This is a genomic window from Dongshaea marina, from assembly GCF_003072645.1.
GTDB lineage: Bacteria > Pseudomonadota > Gammaproteobacteria > Enterobacterales > Aeromonadaceae > Dongshaea > Dongshaea marina.
In genome coordinates, this window is record NZ_CP028897.1 from 1,176,473 (window position 1) to 1,190,341 (window position 13,869).

General features: G+C 53.6%; 15 protein-coding genes and 1 pseudogene. 6 read left to right on the forward strand and 10 right to left on the reverse strand.

The features are described 5' to 3' along the window. Positions 1-93 precede the first annotated feature (93 nt). Positions 94-423, reverse strand: coding sequence for a ComEA family DNA-binding protein (locus DB847_RS05865; RefSeq protein ID WP_159084420.1), 330 nt, complete (start codon positions 421-423; stop codon positions 94-96). 526 nt (positions 424-949) lie between these two features. Further along, complete coding sequence (locus DB847_RS05875) at positions 950-1,747, reverse strand: alpha/beta fold hydrolase (RefSeq protein WP_108649856.1); 798 nt, start codon at positions 1,745-1,747, stop codon at positions 950-952. Positions 1,748-1,856: 109 nt separating this feature from the next. Between DB847_RS05875 and DB847_RS05880 the strand changes: the two genes are divergently transcribed. Continuing rightward, complete coding sequence (locus tag DB847_RS05880; protein ID WP_108649857.1) at positions 1,857-2,189, forward strand: winged helix-turn-helix transcriptional regulator; 333 nt, start codon at positions 1,857-1,859, stop codon at positions 2,187-2,189. 76 nt (positions 2,190-2,265) lie between these two features. Next, positions 2,266-2,685 (forward strand): acyl-CoA thioesterase, encoded by a 420-nt coding sequence (locus DB847_RS05885; protein WP_108649858.1) that lies wholly within the window; start codon positions 2,266-2,268, stop codon positions 2,683-2,685. Positions 2,686-2,888: 203 nt separating this feature from the next. Here DB847_RS05885 and trpA read toward each other — a convergent pair whose 3' ends face one another. From trpA to DB847_RS26555, 8 genes are all read right to left on the reverse strand, one after another. Further along, on the reverse strand, positions 2,889-3,698 hold the full coding sequence (trpA, locus tag DB847_RS05890) for a tryptophan synthase subunit alpha (RefSeq protein ID WP_108649859.1): 810 nt from the start codon (positions 3,696-3,698) through the stop codon (positions 2,889-2,891). Further along, on the reverse strand, positions 3,698-4,888 hold the full coding sequence (gene trpB / locus DB847_RS05895; protein ID WP_108649860.1) for a tryptophan synthase subunit beta: 1,191 nt from the start codon (positions 4,886-4,888) through the stop codon (positions 3,698-3,700). Before trpB ends, trpA begins: the two co-directional genes overlap by 1 nt. A gap of 193 nt (positions 4,889-5,081) precedes the next feature. After that, the gene (trpCF, locus tag DB847_RS05900) at positions 5,082-6,494 is read right to left on the reverse strand and encodes a bifunctional indole-3-glycerol-phosphate synthase TrpC/phosphoribosylanthranilate isomerase TrpF (RefSeq protein ID WP_108649861.1); all 1,413 of its coding nucleotides are present in this window, start codon (positions 6,492-6,494) and stop codon (positions 5,082-5,084) included. Further along, the gene (trpD, locus tag DB847_RS05905) at positions 6,491-7,495 is read right to left on the reverse strand and encodes an anthranilate phosphoribosyltransferase (RefSeq protein ID WP_108649862.1); all 1,005 of its coding nucleotides are present in this window, start codon (positions 7,493-7,495) and stop codon (positions 6,491-6,493) included. Before trpD ends, trpCF begins: the two co-directional genes overlap by 4 nt. Continuing rightward, positions 7,488-8,090 (reverse strand): aminodeoxychorismate/anthranilate synthase component II, encoded by a 603-nt coding sequence (locus tag DB847_RS05910; protein ID WP_108649863.1) that lies wholly within the window; start codon positions 8,088-8,090, stop codon positions 7,488-7,490. The genes trpD and DB847_RS05910 overlap by 8 nt, the downstream gene beginning before the upstream one ends. Then, entirely contained in the window at positions 8,087-9,661 is a 1,575-nt protein-coding gene (locus DB847_RS05915; RefSeq protein WP_108649864.1) for an anthranilate synthase component 1, read from the reverse strand. Before DB847_RS05915 ends, DB847_RS05910 begins: the two co-directional genes overlap by 4 nt. Then, positions 9,661-10,560 carry a bifunctional 3-deoxy-7-phosphoheptulonate synthase/chorismate mutase gene (locus tag DB847_RS05920; protein ID WP_407644438.1) on the reverse strand — a complete coding sequence of 300 codons (900 nt, stop codon included), beginning with the start codon at positions 10,558-10,560 and terminating at the stop codon, positions 9,661-9,663. Before DB847_RS05920 ends, DB847_RS05915 begins: the two co-directional genes overlap by 1 nt. Then, positions 10,488-10,673: a hypothetical protein gene (locus tag DB847_RS26555; protein WP_407644439.1), complete on the reverse strand. Its 186-nt coding sequence runs from the start codon at positions 10,671-10,673 to the stop codon at positions 10,488-10,490. Before DB847_RS26555 ends, DB847_RS05920 begins: the two co-directional genes overlap by 73 nt. 341 nt (positions 10,674-11,014) lie before the next feature. On the opposite strand from DB847_RS26555, the gene DB847_RS05925 reads away from it, so the two are divergent. The 4 genes and pseudogenes from DB847_RS05925 (at position 11,015) to scpB (ending at position 13,855) form a co-directional block, all read left to right on the forward strand. Further along, the gene (locus tag DB847_RS05925; RefSeq protein ID WP_108649865.1) at positions 11,015-11,875 is read left to right on the forward strand and encodes a PHP domain-containing protein; all 861 of its coding nucleotides are present in this window, start codon (positions 11,015-11,017) and stop codon (positions 11,873-11,875) included. Continuing rightward, the gene (locus DB847_RS05930; protein ID WP_108649866.1) at positions 11,832-12,491 is read left to right on the forward strand and encodes an L-threonylcarbamoyladenylate synthase; all 660 of its coding nucleotides are present in this window, start codon (positions 11,832-11,834) and stop codon (positions 12,489-12,491) included. Before DB847_RS05925 ends, DB847_RS05930 begins: the two co-directional genes overlap by 44 nt. Then, positions 12,491-13,293, forward strand: a pseudogene (locus tag DB847_RS05935) (segregation and condensation protein A). The gene DB847_RS05930 and the pseudogene DB847_RS05935 overlap by 1 nt, the downstream one beginning before the upstream one ends. Continuing rightward, positions 13,283-13,855 (forward strand): SMC-Scp complex subunit ScpB, encoded by a 573-nt coding sequence (gene scpB, locus DB847_RS05940; RefSeq protein WP_108649867.1) that lies wholly within the window; start codon positions 13,283-13,285, stop codon positions 13,853-13,855. Before DB847_RS05935 ends, scpB begins: the two are co-directional and overlap by 11 nt. Positions 13,856-13,869: the final 14 nt, after the last annotated feature.

Here is a 13,869-nt window from a genome sequence, read left to right on the forward strand (position 1 = left end):
TAAAATTGTACATAATATTGTACAGGTTAGCATTTGCTACAGGAACAAGCCAACAGAAAAAAGCCCTGCTCAATGAGCAGGGCTTGCGGGAGATTACTTGATTCTCACCTCGGGCTCGATCTTGGCGTAGGTCTTTTTACCAATCCCCGGGATCTTCATCAGCTGCTCTTTACTGGTGAAGGGGCCATGTTGCTCACGATATTCGATGATCGCCATGGCGCGTGTTTTCCCAATACCGGGGAGTTGGCTGAGTTGTTTTAGGTTGGCCTGGTTAAGATCGAGTGCATTGATCTCGTTGACCGGTGCTACTTGCTTGCTGGGGCTCTTACCTACAATCTGAGGCTGTTTGGCCCAACTTTGGCTGCTCAATCCCACCAAAGCCGCTAAGACCAGGCTGATAGCACCGTACTTGAATGTTTTCATGTACAGCTCCTTGTTGTGACGTGACATCAATGTCACCTCCTGCTGAGGTCACGGGTGAGTCTTAGGGTCAACCCGTTTTTCGGCAGGTGACTTTTAGTTTAGTTGGCTGGTTTATTTTTGTGCGGATCCGAAGGTGTTTTGTGCAGCTCTCTGGGAGTATTGAGAGTAACGCCCTGAGCAGAAAAAGAAAAAATAATGATCAGCGCTTATTCGTCTCAAATAGCTTATTGGTAGATCTGTACCCAGAGGAAGCTCTCAGCCTTGGGTTAAGAGCTCCACTTAAAGCAAGCCTGGGCTGTGTTATTGGGCTAGTGCAGCTAAGCGTTATTATCCTTACCGCTTATGCTGATGATCTTGGTTTGCCTCACAGCAGCAAACCCTGTCGGGGGCGCCCGACGACGCCCTACTTTTGGATCGTCAAAAGTAGGTAAAATCTTACTTCGCGCGATGAGTCCCTCCATCGAGCTACGTGGTTCGCCATCCATGGCTCAGGGAGTTCATAGTACAGTTAAGTGGTCAAGATAATTCAGCTATGTACTATTAGGTGCTTAAGGATGAGCTTTGCTATCGCTTCGGGTTGCTCTATCGGGCTGGCATGACCGTCGGTGAGCATTTCAAACGTCGCTTCCGGAATGTGTGAAGCCAGATACTCAGACTCAAGAGGTAGAGTTAACCTATCTTCCTCGGCGCCAATCACCAGAGTTTGATTGGTTATCTCTTTCAGATAGCTTGTTGAGTCAAAGCCTTTGAGGGCTGCGAGCTGACGTTTTTGATCGATAAGGCTTTGTGGGTAAGGGTCGGAGAGTATTTTGTCCAGGTGTTCTTGTTTAAAGGCTGGATCGCTCAGAACCCGGCTGCCAAACACCCAAGCTTGAAGCGATTTAATAATAATCTCGGGAGCAAGAGTAGCTTCAACCATATTTGTGAGCGACTCGATGGCCTGTAAAGTAACCTGATTGAACTTGGCGCTGGTATTGGCAAGAACCAGTTTGCCAATCTTATGGCCGTGGTTGTGGGCAATGGTTTGGGCGATGGCGCCTCCCATGGATTGGCCGATGATGTTTGGATTTTTGAGCTTAAGAGCCTCAATGAGGGCCATGGTTTGATCGGCCATCAGCTCTATACTGAGAGGCTGGCCATCACCCTGAGTTTGCCCGACGCCTAAATTATCGAAAGTCAGGACCTGATAATGCTCGGCCAGAATAGGGGAAACAAATTGCCAGAAGCTATGGTCACAGCCATAGCCTGCAATCAGTACCAGAGGCTCGCCAGAGCCTTGGAGCTCATAGTAGAAGTTGGTTTTTTCAATTCGTAGGGTGCTCATGGATAGTGTTCTTCCTCATCAGTGATGGCGAGATTCTAAATATTCGTGCTCACTGAAACAACGAACAAGGGTGTTAGTAAATTAATGAAAGCTATTTGGTATAAGTGTGATGGCTAAACGAAATTTATCGCAGGCAAGCTCCTGTCCCTTTGAGCTGGCAATGGATCTGGTTGGAGGCAAGTGGAAGGGAGTGATTTTGTACCGGCTGATGGATAAGCCTAAGCGCTTTAGCGAGCTTAAGCAGTCGATTACAGGGATCAGTGATCGCATGCTCAGTTTGGCTCTTAAAGAGCTGGAGCTGGAGCAGGATAGATTACTGCTAAAGGATACAGAAGCCCGCTGTTATCAGCTTTCAGAACTGGCTGAGTTTTTAAGGCCCGCTTACCTTGCGATGGATGAGTGGGGGCGGCAGTATCAGCAGCGGTGCGCTGAATGCGAATAATTGTTACTATCAATCGCTTTGCTTGTGGCCTTGAGTATAAAATCGACTGAATTCATTTCAGAACAGAGAGTCGCAGATGTCTAATCGCCAGTCTTTAGAAATTGTAACCAAGCGAATTGAACAATCCGAAACCCGGGTGACCAAGGCAATTTTTCCTTCGATCAGCAATCATCATAACACCCTATTTGGTGGTGAGGCGTTGGCCTGGATGGATGAAACCGCTTTTATTGCGGCGACCCGCTTTTGCCGTAAGCCTCTGGTCACAGTGAGCAGTGATCGCATCGACTTTAAGAGGGCTATTCCACAAGGTTGCCTGGCTGAGCTGGTGGCTCGAGTGGCTGAGGTTGGAAATACTTCGCTCAAAGTTGAGGTGAATATCTATCTGGAAGATATGTATCGGGATGAGCGTGAGCATGCGATTCGCGGGATGTTTACCTTTGTTGCTTTGGATGAAGAGGGTAACTCGACCAAGGTGTGGACTGAGGATTTGAGCTGATAAGGCTCACAGCTGAATTGGAATAAGTTTATATGGCAATGGCTAATCTTTGAGTTTGCTTCATACCGCTGGCTCTTGGTGTTAAATGGTGGGGCAGTACCTAGATATGGTAGAGCCATAAAAAGCTGATAGCCAATTAAGTGTTGAGACAGGTGATATTTTTGTGAGTCCAGAGGGGCGGATAAGCCCCTCTGGCTTTCAGGTTATTTCTGAATTGTTGCCTGTTTCATCCGTTGTACAAACTTAGCTAACTCATCCAGCATAGCTGATGGATGAGCTCGGTTTCTCTCGATGATTTTCACCACCGCAGAGCCTGAGATCACTCCATCGGCGCCGGCGGCAATCGCATCCCGAACCTGCCCGGGCTCAGAGATGCCAAAACCGAGGACGCAGGGTGGGGCATCGTACTGGCGAAGGGTTTGCAGCAGGTGATTAACAGGCATCTGTGCCTTGACCTCTGCTCCTGTGACGCCGGCTCGACTCAGGAGATAGGTATAGCCTTTTCCAAGCTCAGCAACTTGCCTGAGAGTCGCTTCATCGGCATTGGGTGGCGCGATGAAAATGCTATCGATCTCAGCCTTATCTGCGGCAGCCTTGAAGGGCTGACACATCTCAATCGGCACATCGGCAACCAGCACAGAATCCACGCCCGCGGCTTTAGCCTTTTCATAGAATTGCTCAATGCCACCATGGTTCACCAGGTTTGCATAGAGCAACAGGCCGATTGGCAGCTCGGGGTACTTGTCGCGGATCGCCTTGAGCATCAGCAGGCAGCCCTCGGGAGTGGTTCCGGACTCAAGAGCGCGCAGGGTCGCGTTTTGAATGGTTGGGCCATCGGCCACAGGATCCGAGAAGGGGATCCCGAGCTCCAGGGCATCGGCGCCGGACTCAACCAGGGTGTCGATGATCTGTAAAGAGAGCTCAGGGGTTGGGTCGCCCAAGGTAACAAAGGGAATGAAGGCGCCCTGGTTTTGAGTATTCAGGCGATCGAAGCAGTTTTGATAGCGTCCCATTACAGCGCCTCCTGTGGGTTAAGAATATCGGCTACGGTGAAGATGTCCTTGTCGCCTCGCCCCGAGAGATTGACGATCAGGATCTGCTCTTTTTCAGGCTCACGCTTGGCCATTTTCAGGGCATGAGCCAGGGCATGAGCAGATTCCAGAGCTGGCAGAATACCCTCCTCTTTACAGAGCTTCTGGAAGCACTCTAACGACTCATCATCTGTGATGGAGACGTAGTCGGCGCGGCCAGTGGCTGCCAGGTGCGCATGTTGGGGGCCGACCGATGGGAAGTCGAGCCCGGCTGAAACAGAGTAGGACTCCTCAATCTGGCCATGCTCATCCTGCATCAGCGGGGCGCGCATCCCAAAGAAGATCCCGGTTTCACCATGACCCAGCGGCGCACCGTGCTCCCCGGTTTCAATTCCTTTTCCTGCAGGCTCCACGCCGATCAGGGCAACCTCTTTCTCCTCAATGAAATCGGCAAACATGCCGATGGCATTGGAGCCTCCACCCACACAAGCGATCACCGCATCGGGCAGGCGGCCTTCGGCCTCCAGCACCTGCTGCTTCGCCTCTTCCCCAATCATCTTTTGAAACTCACGAACTATGGTCGGGAAGGGGTGGGGGCCGGCGGCGGTACCCAGCAGGTAATGGGCGGTATCATAGTTGGCAGTCCAGTCGCGCAACGCCTCAGAGCAGGCATCCTTGAGAGTAGCAGAGCCATTGTGGACCGGGATCACCTCGGCACCCATCAGTTTCATCCGAAACACATTGGGTTTTTGCCGCTCACAATCCTTGGCGCCCATATAGACTCGGCATTTAAGGCCTAGCAGGGCACAGGCCAGAGCGGTGGCGGTGCCATGCTGACCGGCGCCGGTCTCGGCGATGATCTCGGTTTTACCCATCCGCTTGGCCAGCAGTGCCTGCCCTAACACCTGGTTAGTCTTGTGGGCGCCACCGTGCAGCAGATCCTCGCGTTTTAGATAGATCTTGGTTTTGGTGCCGCGAGTGATGTTCTTACATAGGGTCAGAGGAGTTGGGCGTCCGGCGTAGTTTTGCAGGAGATCATCAAACTCTTTTTGAAACTCAGGATCCTGCTGGGCCTCGACGAAGGCTTTTTCCAGCTCAAGAAGAACGGGCATCAGGATCTGCGGCACATACATGCCGCCGTATTCACCGAAAAATGGGTTCAATAGGGTCATTCTTTTATTACTCCTTTCGTTATCAGAGCGATTGGCTCTGAAAATTAATATTGGTCAAAGAGCTCCAGAAAAGAGGATGGAGTCACCGGCCCGCTCGACCTTTTGCAGCAAGGATGCTGCAATAGAGCATCCAGGGACGGACTTGCTGCGTGTCGACGGTTGGTGGCGTCAGCCTCCGGTTTTTCGATGCTCTTTATTTACGTCCTCGGGCCTTTACCCTGGCAAGCTCTGCAAAAGCCTGATTGATCTTGCCTTGATCTTTGATGCCAGGAGCGCTCTCGACACCTGAGTTGATATCAAGACCAATGCAGCCCACTTCACTTGCCTGACGAATATTCTCTGGGGCAAGGCCACCTGCCAGCATCAGGGTGCTTTTGTCTAATCCTTTTAAGAGTTCCCAGTCAAAGCTTTGGCCTGTGCCACCGGTTTGTTGACCTTTCACATCAAGCTGCTTCGCCGGCTTTTTATCCAGGACATAGCGGTCGACGGCCAGCTCAAGCTGTGGTGCTTCTTCTCCGACGAAGGCCGCTTTCCAGATTTCACAGTTTTCGCCAAGCTGTGGGCGAAGATCCCGGATATAGGTATCGTCTTCGACGCCGTGGAGCTGTACCGCGGATAATCCAAGGGTATTGGCAAGCTCAGCGACCCGCTCGGGGGCTTCATTGACAAAGACTCCGACATAGCGAAGAGGTGCTGCAGCCATCACAGATCTTGCCTGTTCTTCACTGACACAGCGGGGGCTCTTTTGGGCAAAGATGAGGCCGCCAAAGATAGCGCCTGCCTCATAAGCGGCTCTTGCATCCTCGGGGCGAGTCAGGCCACAGACCTTGTTTTCACCATAGATAAGCTTCCGGCAGGCTTCGCCAAGGTTATCTTCCGCCATCAGGGAGCTACCCACCAAAAAGCCGTTGGCATAGCTTTTTAGCTTTTTCACATGAGCGTGATTCAAAATACCTGACTCACTGATGACGATGCGATCGGCTGGGATCGCTTCAGCCAGCTGAGGAGTTCGCTCCAGGTCAATGCTGAGATCGCGAAGGTTACGGTTATTGATCCCGATGACCCTGGCATTGAGAGCGATGGCCCGGGTTAGCTCTTCCGGGGTGCTAACCTCGGTGAGGATCCCCATCTTGAGTGATTGAGCCACCTTGGCGAGGGTTTGGTACTCTTCATCGTTAAGGACAGAGAGCATCAATAGCACAGCATCGGCCTGGTAATGGCGTGCAAGATAGATCTGGTAAGAGTCGATAATGAAGTCTTTGCACAACACCGGCTGATTTAGCTCCTGGCGGACTCTTGGCAGAAACTCAAACTCGCCCTGAAAGTACTCACTATCGGTGAGCACTGAGACCACATCGGCATACTCTTTATAGGTGCGGGCGATTGCCTCGGGGCAAAAATCCTCACGGATCAGCCCCTTGGAGGGAGATGCCTTCTTACATTCCAGAATAAAGGCCGGGGTCTCTTTAGTCAGTGCCCTCTCAAAGCTACGATCAGATGGGATCAACAAATCGATAAAAGCTTCAAGGGGTTGAGCCTTTTTACGAGCCTCAATCCAGCTACGCTTGCTGGTAACAATCTTATCTAAGATGGTAGGAAGACTCATCGGCTGGCCTCCAGCATGGCATCAAAGTGACGAATGACCTGGCCGGAGCGCAGGGTTTCCAGCGCTATGCTGGCTCCCTGCTTAAGGGACTGCGCTTTTCCTGACATCAACAGAAGGGTTGCCACATTGGCGGCAATCGCAGCCTGTTGTGCCTTTGTTCCCTCACCGCGTAGCAGTGCCTTGGTGATCTCTGAGTTCTCGGCGGGGGTTCCGCCTTTGAGATCCTCCAGAGGGTATTGCTCTAATCCAAAATCTTCGGGGGTGACCTGGTAGCGGGTGATTTGACCCTCTTTAATCTCGGCTACCTCGGTTGGGCCGTGAACAGCCACCTCATCGAGCCCTGCGCCATGCACCACCATGCCGCGCTTTAGGCCAAGCTCAAGCAGGGCCTTAGCTATGGGGTCGATGAGCTCAGATGCATAGACGCCTACCAGCTGGAAGGTGGGGCGCGCCGGATTGAGAAGCGGGCCTAAGCAGTTGAACAGGGTGCGGGTCTTAAGAGCCTGACGCACAGGCGCTGCGTGCTTGAACCCCTGGTGGTAGTGGGGGGCAAACAGGAAACAGAAATTAAAGGTATCCAGGCTGTGGCGGGCCGCTTCGGGGGAGGCGGTGAGATCGATACCCAGCTCTGCCAGCAGATCGCTGGAGCCCGACTTGGAAGAGGCACTGCGGTTGCCGTGTTTGGCGACCTTGACGCCGCAGCTGGCGGCAACCAGGGCCGAAGTGGTTGAGATATTGATGGTGCCCTGACCATCGCCGCCGGTGCCGACAATATCGCAAAACTCATACTCGGGAGTCGGGAAGGGGCGAGCTGCTGCGAGCAGAGCACTCACGGCGCCGCTTATCTCTTCGGGAGTTTCACCTTTTATCTTAAGGGCGGTTAAGAGAGAGCTTAAAACTATGGGGTCCATCTCGCCCCGGATCACCCGCTCAAACAGTGAGTGCGCCTCACTGCGAGTCAGGGCCTGACCCTGGTAAAGTTTTTCGAGGAGTTCATACATTTTGGGTTACCTCCCTGGTAATAAATTCAAGGCCCTGGCGCAGCAGCTCGGAGCCGCGGGCGGTCATGATTGATTCGGGGTGAAACTGCAGTCCAAGCATTTTGTCTATCGGGTGCAGAGCCGACATCGGCATCCCCTGATATTCGGCAATCACCTCGAGTGATTTTGGCACCTGGGTGGCAACCAGGGAGTGATAGCGAGCCACCTGCATCGGGTTGGGGAGATTTGCGAAGATCGCTTCATGCTGGTGGCTGATTAAAGAAGCCTTGCCGTGAACGATAGCCTCGGCGGCGCCAACGCTTCCGCCATAGTGCTCAACGATCGCCTGGTGTCCCAGGCAGATCCCAAGTACCGGGTAGAGGCCCTGACACTTTTTGAGAAGTTCGGGCATACAGCCTGCGTCTTTGGGGTGGCCGGGTCCTGGAGAGAGAAGTAGCACGGCGGGCTTGTCAGATTGCTCCATCTGGGTCAGCAGGTAATCAGGGCAGATATCATTGCGGTAGATGGTGACCTCACAATCTAAGATCCGTAGCTGATCGACCAGGTTATAGGTAAAGGAGTCGAAATTATCCAGAAGGAAAATATGGCAGTTCATGCTGAAGCTCCCTGAGTCTGGCTTGTCTTGATTGCGCTTAGAACCGCCGCTGCCTTATGACGGGTCTCATCGGCCTCAGCCTGAGGCACTGAGTCGAGGACAACACCGCCCCCGGCTTGCACATGGGCGATGCCATCACGAACCAGCGCAGAGCGGATCACGATGCAACTGTCGAGATCGCCGCTGCCGTTGAGATAACCGACCGCCCCTCCGTAGCTGCCGCGACGCTGCTGCTCGGTTTGGCGAATCAACTCGGTTGCGCGGATCTTGGGGGCTCCGGTCAGGGTGCCCATGTTCATACAGGCCTGGTAGGCGTGCAGTGCATCCAGATCCCTTCGCAGAACTCCGGTGACTCGTGAGACCAGGTGCATCACATGGCTGTAGCGGTCTACCTTGAGTAGCTCTTTGACCTGGCGGGTGCCGGGCTCAGAGATCCGGGCGATATCATTGCGCGCCAGATCGACCAGCATCAGGTGCTCCGCCTGCTCTTTTTGATCCAAACGCAGTTCAAGCTCGATGCGCCCATCCAGATCCAGGTCGATACCGCCGTCGGCACTCTTGCCGCGGGGGCGGGTACCGGCGATGGGATACATCTCGACGGTGCGGCTGTCGGCGGTGAATTTGACCGCGCTCTCGGGGGAGGCGCCGAACAGTTCAAACTCTCTGTCTTTGAGGTAAAACATATAGGGACTTGGATTGGTGCGCTTGAGCTCCTGGTAGGCAAGGAGAGGCTCGGGGCAGGGGATGCTAAAGCAGCGCGATGGCACCACCTGGAAGATCTCCCCGGCGACGATCGCCTGCTTAAGGGTCTCTACCTTCTGTTTGAAGGCCTCATCTTCACAGCTGATACTGACCTCAGGCTCTGTGCTTAATCCCTTGGTTTGGTTAAGAGGCTGAGTAGGTTGCTGGCACTGACTGATGAGCTCGCTTAGCTGGCGGCTGGCTTCAAAGTAACGCTCGGTACTGCCTTCGCCGCCAAACACCAGGGTCATCAGGCGGCTCTGGCGACGCTTGTGGTCGATGATGAGCAGTGACTCAGCAAGATAGAAGCAGTAGTCGGGGCAGTTGTTGTCGCTCTCTTTCACCTCTGGCAGCGGCTCCACGCTTGCCAGCAGATCAAAGGCGAAGGCGCCACCGAGGAACAGCGCCTGCGGATTATCCGGGCATTTGATCTCGTTGAGTAGGCTACGCAGCAGATCCAGAACCGAGCGAGCCTTTAGGCGAGAGTCCTGATCCAGCCGGTTATCAAGGGGAGGATAGGACAGGATTAGCCGTGAGCCGGCTCTTTGCTGGTGGATCTCGATTGGTAGCTTGTCACTCAGGTAATCAATCACCGCCTGCCCATTTGGGGTGAGGGGCTCAAGAGTTACCTCCTGTCCCATACACTGAACTCGCAGGCAGGCATCGATGAGTAAAATACTCTGAGTGCCTGCCTTGCTGTCGATCTCTGCCGATTCGAGCAACATGCACTGCGCTCGCTCCTTGCTCAGGGCCGCAAAGAGCTCTAATGGTTCGCTGATATAGCTGCAGTCACGCTTGAGGGCAACTGCTTGTCCCTTGGCTACCTGCATTAGAGGGTTCTCCCGGCAGCTTCAACAAAGGGGCGTAACTCGTTTACCAGCTGGGCATACTGCTCAGGAGTCAGTGATTGGTGGCCGTCTGATAAGGCTTCTGACGGGTTGGGATGGGTCTCGACTATAACTCCATCGGCGCCAACGGCGGCAGCCGCGCGGGCCAGTGGGATCACCAGCTCGCGAATGCCGGTGCCATGGCTTGGGTCCACCAGAACCGGCAGGTGAGACTTTTGCTTGAGCAGGGCGACGGCGTTGAGGTCCAGTGTGTTGCGGGTAGCGGTCTCATAGGTACGAATGCCGCGCTCGCACAGGATGATCTGGTTGTTGCCGGCGTTACTGATATATTCGGCGGCCAGCAGAAGCTCTTCGATGGTGGCACTCATGCCGCGCTTAAGCAGCACAGGGGTGTTGGTTTTACCAACGGCTTCCAGCAGGCGGAAGTTTTGCATGTTGCGGGCCCCGACCTGCAGGCAGTCAACATAATCACACATCATCTCGACATCGTTGGCGTCAATCACCTCAGAGATGGTGGGCAGCTGATACTCGCGATTGACCTCTTTGAGGAGCTCTAGTCCTTCTTTACCCAGTCCCTGGAAGGCGTAGGGGCTGGTTCTTGGCTTGAATGCCCCGCCACGAATGGCGTGGGAGCCCTCGGCCTTGAGCAGTTTGGCAACCTCATGCATCTGCTCGCGATTCTCAACGGCGCAGGGACCGCCAATCAGGGTAAAGTGATTGCCACCCACCGTGGTGTTACCGATCCGTACCAGGGTATCGTGGGGTTGAAATTCGCGGCTGACCCGCTTGTACTTGGAGAGAATAGGCTTTAATGAGTCGACACACTCGTGGGAGTCCAGATGAAGTTTTTCCAATATCCGTTCATCGCCGAGGGCTCCCAAAACAATTCGTTCGGTGCCTGGCATGTAGAGGGGGTTAGACCGCTCTGCTCTATCTTGGCCAGAAGTTGTTTGGCATCTTGTTCGGTGGCTTGTGGCTTGAGCACGATAATCATAATTGAGTTCCTTGTGTTTAAGTGACTTGGGTTGTTATTTCGCTTCAGGTCACATTCGCCATCGTTGCTGTGTCATTTGTGGTTTCATCAAAGTCTCTTTTCACCGATAATAAAAAAGCCCGCTATCGCTAGCGGGCTTTTTTGGGTTTCGTCTGTCTGGTATTTACTTAGGACATGGCAAAACGGAGCGCCCGCAATTTTGAGGGTACCCACCACCAGAAAAATTCAGTTTTGAATTGTGAATTTGCCATATCGTTTTGCTAAAAGTCTCGTTTCAAGTTACCCCTAAAGTAGAACGATAAATTGGGTCCTGTGTCAAGAAAAAAAATAGGGAAGGCTAAATGATCATCGATCTGCATTGCCATAGTAGTGCATCCGACGGGCGGCTGGAGCCCGCAGAGCTGGCGCGTTACGCGGTCGAAAAAGGGGTTGGGATCTTGGCGCTCACTGACCATGACACCACGGATGGCATTGAGATTGCTCAATCTTGTATCCAGGATGAAAAGCTTCCTTTGACTCTGGTTCCCGGGATTGAGCTCTCGACTCGCTGGCATGGCTTTGAGATCCATGTGGTGGGATTAAATATCGCTCCTGAAAACCCGTTACTCAAGACCTTTGTGGCCGAGCAGCAGAGATTTCGAAGGCTGCGCAGTGAAAAAATTTGTGAAAAGTTGTTCAAGGCCGGCTTTACCGGTATCCATGAGGCGATGCAGCCCCTGATGGATAAGCAGATGGTGACCCGGGCCCACTTTGCTCGCTATATCAAAGAATTAGGTGTGGTGAGTAATATTCAACAGGCGTTTGATCTTTATCTGGGGCGTAAGAAGCGCTGCTGGGTATCACCACAATGGCCGGAGATCCCGGCGGCAATCGAGGCGATTCACCAGGCCGGAGGCTCTGCGGTGCTGGCGCATCCGGCAGGCTATGATCTCTCGGGCAAGTGGATTCGCCGTCTGGTTGATACTTTTAGCCAGGCCGGGGGGGATGCGATGGAGGTGGTCTCTTTGCAGCAGGCACCAAACACCCGGCAGTATCTGTGTGAGCTTAGCCAAACCTTTGGGCTCAAGGGCTCTATGGGATCGGACTTTCACTATGTTACCCCCTGGATAGACCTTGGCAAGACACTCTATTTACCGGAGAATATACCGCCCGTCTGGAATGATTGGGACGCGTATCGCGACATTTTTATGGAGGACGCATGAGCCAGTTTTTTATATACATCCGGATAATCCTCAGCAACGCCTGATCAGTCAGGCGGTGGCGATGATCCGCAATGGCGCGGTAATCGTTTACCCAACCGATTCCGGATATGCGCTGGGTTGCCTGCTGGGGGATAAGCAGGCCCTGGAGCAGATCTGCCGCATTCGTAAGATTGAAAAAGATCATAACTTTACCCTGGTGTGCCGGGATCTCTCTGAGCTCTCTTTGTATGCCCGGGTGGATAACCAGGCGTTTCGCCTGATCAAGAACGCGACCCCCGGTCCCTATACCTTTATCTTGCAGGCGACCAAAGAGGTGCCGCGGCGCCTGATGAACCCCAAGAAAAAAACCATAGGGATCCGGGTACCGGAAAACCAGATTGCCCAGGCTTTGCTGGAGGCTTTGGGTGAGCCACTGATGTCGACCTCGCTGATCCTACCGGGTAGCGAGATGGCTGAGTTTGATCCCGAAGAGATCCGCGAAAAGCTCGAGCATCAGGTGGGGTTGATTATTCATGGCGGTCACCTGGGCGAGCATCCAACGACTGTGATTGATTTCTCCGAAGGTGATGCGATTGTTCGCCGGGTGGGTGCCGGCGATCCGAGTGCGTTTGAATAATGGATGATTGCACTGCGCCATTGGCGTTAGTGGCAGGAAAGCCTTATCTCGAAACGCCCAAGGATCTGTTTATTCCCCCGAGGCCCTCAAAGTTTTTCTGGAGATCTTTGAGGGGCCCTTGGATCTGTTGCTCTATCTCATTCGCCGTCAGCACCTGGATATTCTGAATCTGCCGATCGCTAAGATCACCGAGCAGTATATGGAGTATGTCGAGCTGATGAATCAGCTCGATCTGGAGCTGGTGGCCGAATACCTGGTTATGGCGGCCTGGCTGGCGGAGATCAAATCCAGGATGCTGCTTCCCAAGCCCCCGGCCGAGGAGGATGAGGAGACAGAGGATCCCAGGCTGCTGTTAATTAAACGTCTGCAGGAGTATGAGCTCTTCAAACAGGCGGCAATGGACTTAGACGAAGTGCCACGGCTGGAGCGGGATCATTTTGTCGCCCGGGTGCAACCCTGTAAGCAGGTTGAGGGGATGGTGGTACTGGCTCCGGATGTCGCCCTCAAGGAGCTGGCTCTCGGGATGGAGCGGATGCTGGAGCGGATAGCTCAGCTTGAGACCCATCAGGTCAGTCGTGAGCAGCTCTCCACCCGGGAGAAGATGAGTGAGATCCTGTCACTCCTCAAGCCGGGCAGCCTGTTTGAGTACCAACAGGTGCTAAAACCAGAGGAAGGACGACGGGGAGTTGTGGTAACCTTGCTCGCCTTGTTAGAGCTGGTGCGCGGGGAGTTGATCCAGGTGATGCAATCGGAGCCCTTTGGTCACCTTCATTTCGGATTAGTGGATAAACATGAGTCCTGAGCTATCGAGAATCAAGGCGCTGATCGAGGCGACCCTTTTTGTCGCAACTCGTCCGATGAGTGCTGAACAACTAGCCAAAACCGTGCTGGCAGATTACTCTGTGCCGGTTAAAGCCATTGAATCTGTACTGCAGGAGCTCGGCGATGATTATCGGGATCGCGGCGTCTATCTGCAGCAAACTGCATCCGGCTACAGATTTCAGACTCAACAAGAGCTTGCCGGCGATCTCAGTCGTTTATGGCAGGAGAAGGCGCCCCGCTACTCGCGGGCGACCATTGAAACACTGGCGCTGATCGCCTATCGCCAACCCATCACCCGGGGCGAAATCGAGGCGGTGCGGGGCGTGAGTGTCAGCAGCACCATTATGACCACTCTCAAGGAACGAGGCTGGATCCGGATCGTGGGCCATAAAGAGGTGCCCGGTCGGCCGGCACTCTATGCCACCACCAAAACCTTTTTAGACTATTTTAATATGCAACAGCTGGAGCAGTTACCAGAGTTGGATTCTGAAATGCTCGCCAAGCTCTCTGCTATTGAGCAGAGCGCTGTGAGTGATAGCTGATAAACGTAGGCAAA

What these genes read in the sequence shown, in the direction of transcription:
- DB847_RS26555 (WP_407644439.1), bottom strand. Translation starts at nt 10,673, where the DNA reads ATGATTATCGTGCTCAAGCCACAAGCCACCGAACAAGATGCCAAACAA.
- DB847_RS05875 (WP_108649856.1), bottom strand. Translation starts at nt 1,747, where the DNA reads ATGAGCACCCTACGAATTGAAAAAACCAACTTCTACTATGAGCTCCAA.
- trpB (WP_108649860.1), bottom strand. Translation starts at nt 4,888, where the DNA reads ATGACCCTATTGAACCCATTTTTCGGTGAATACGGCGGCATGTATGTG.
- scpB (WP_108649867.1), top strand. Translation starts at nt 13,283, where the DNA reads ATGAGTCCTGAGCTATCGAGAATCAAGGCGCTGATCGAGGCGACCCTT.
- DB847_RS05880 (WP_108649857.1), top strand. Translation starts at nt 1,857, where the DNA reads ATGGCTAAACGAAATTTATCGCAGGCAAGCTCCTGTCCCTTTGAGCTG.
- trpCF (WP_108649861.1), bottom strand. Translation starts at nt 6,494, where the DNA reads ATGAGTCTTCCTACCATCTTAGATAAGATTGTTACCAGCAAGCGTAGC.
- trpA (WP_108649859.1), bottom strand. Translation starts at nt 3,698, where the DNA reads ATGGGACGCTATCAAAACTGCTTCGATCGCCTGAATACTCAAAACCAG.
- DB847_RS05930 (WP_108649866.1), top strand. Translation starts at nt 11,832, where the DNA reads ATGATTGGGACGCGTATCGCGACATTTTTATGGAGGACGCATGAGCCA.
- DB847_RS05865 (WP_159084420.1), bottom strand. Translation starts at nt 423, where the DNA reads ATGAAAACATTCAAGTACGGTGCTATCAGCCTGGTCTTAGCGGCTTTG.
- DB847_RS05885 (WP_108649858.1), top strand. Translation starts at nt 2,266, where the DNA reads ATGTCTAATCGCCAGTCTTTAGAAATTGTAACCAAGCGAATTGAACAA.
- DB847_RS05925 (WP_108649865.1), top strand. Translation starts at nt 11,015, where the DNA reads ATGATCATCGATCTGCATTGCCATAGTAGTGCATCCGACGGGCGGCTG.
- DB847_RS05915 (WP_108649864.1), bottom strand. Translation starts at nt 9,661, where the DNA reads ATGCAGGTAGCCAAGGGACAAGCAGTTGCCCTCAAGCGTGACTGCAGC.
- trpD (WP_108649862.1), bottom strand. Translation starts at nt 7,495, where the DNA reads ATGTATGAACTCCTCGAAAAACTTTACCAGGGTCAGGCCCTGACTCGC.
- DB847_RS05910 (WP_108649863.1), bottom strand. Translation starts at nt 8,090, where the DNA reads ATGAACTGCCATATTTTCCTTCTGGATAATTTCGACTCCTTTACCTAT.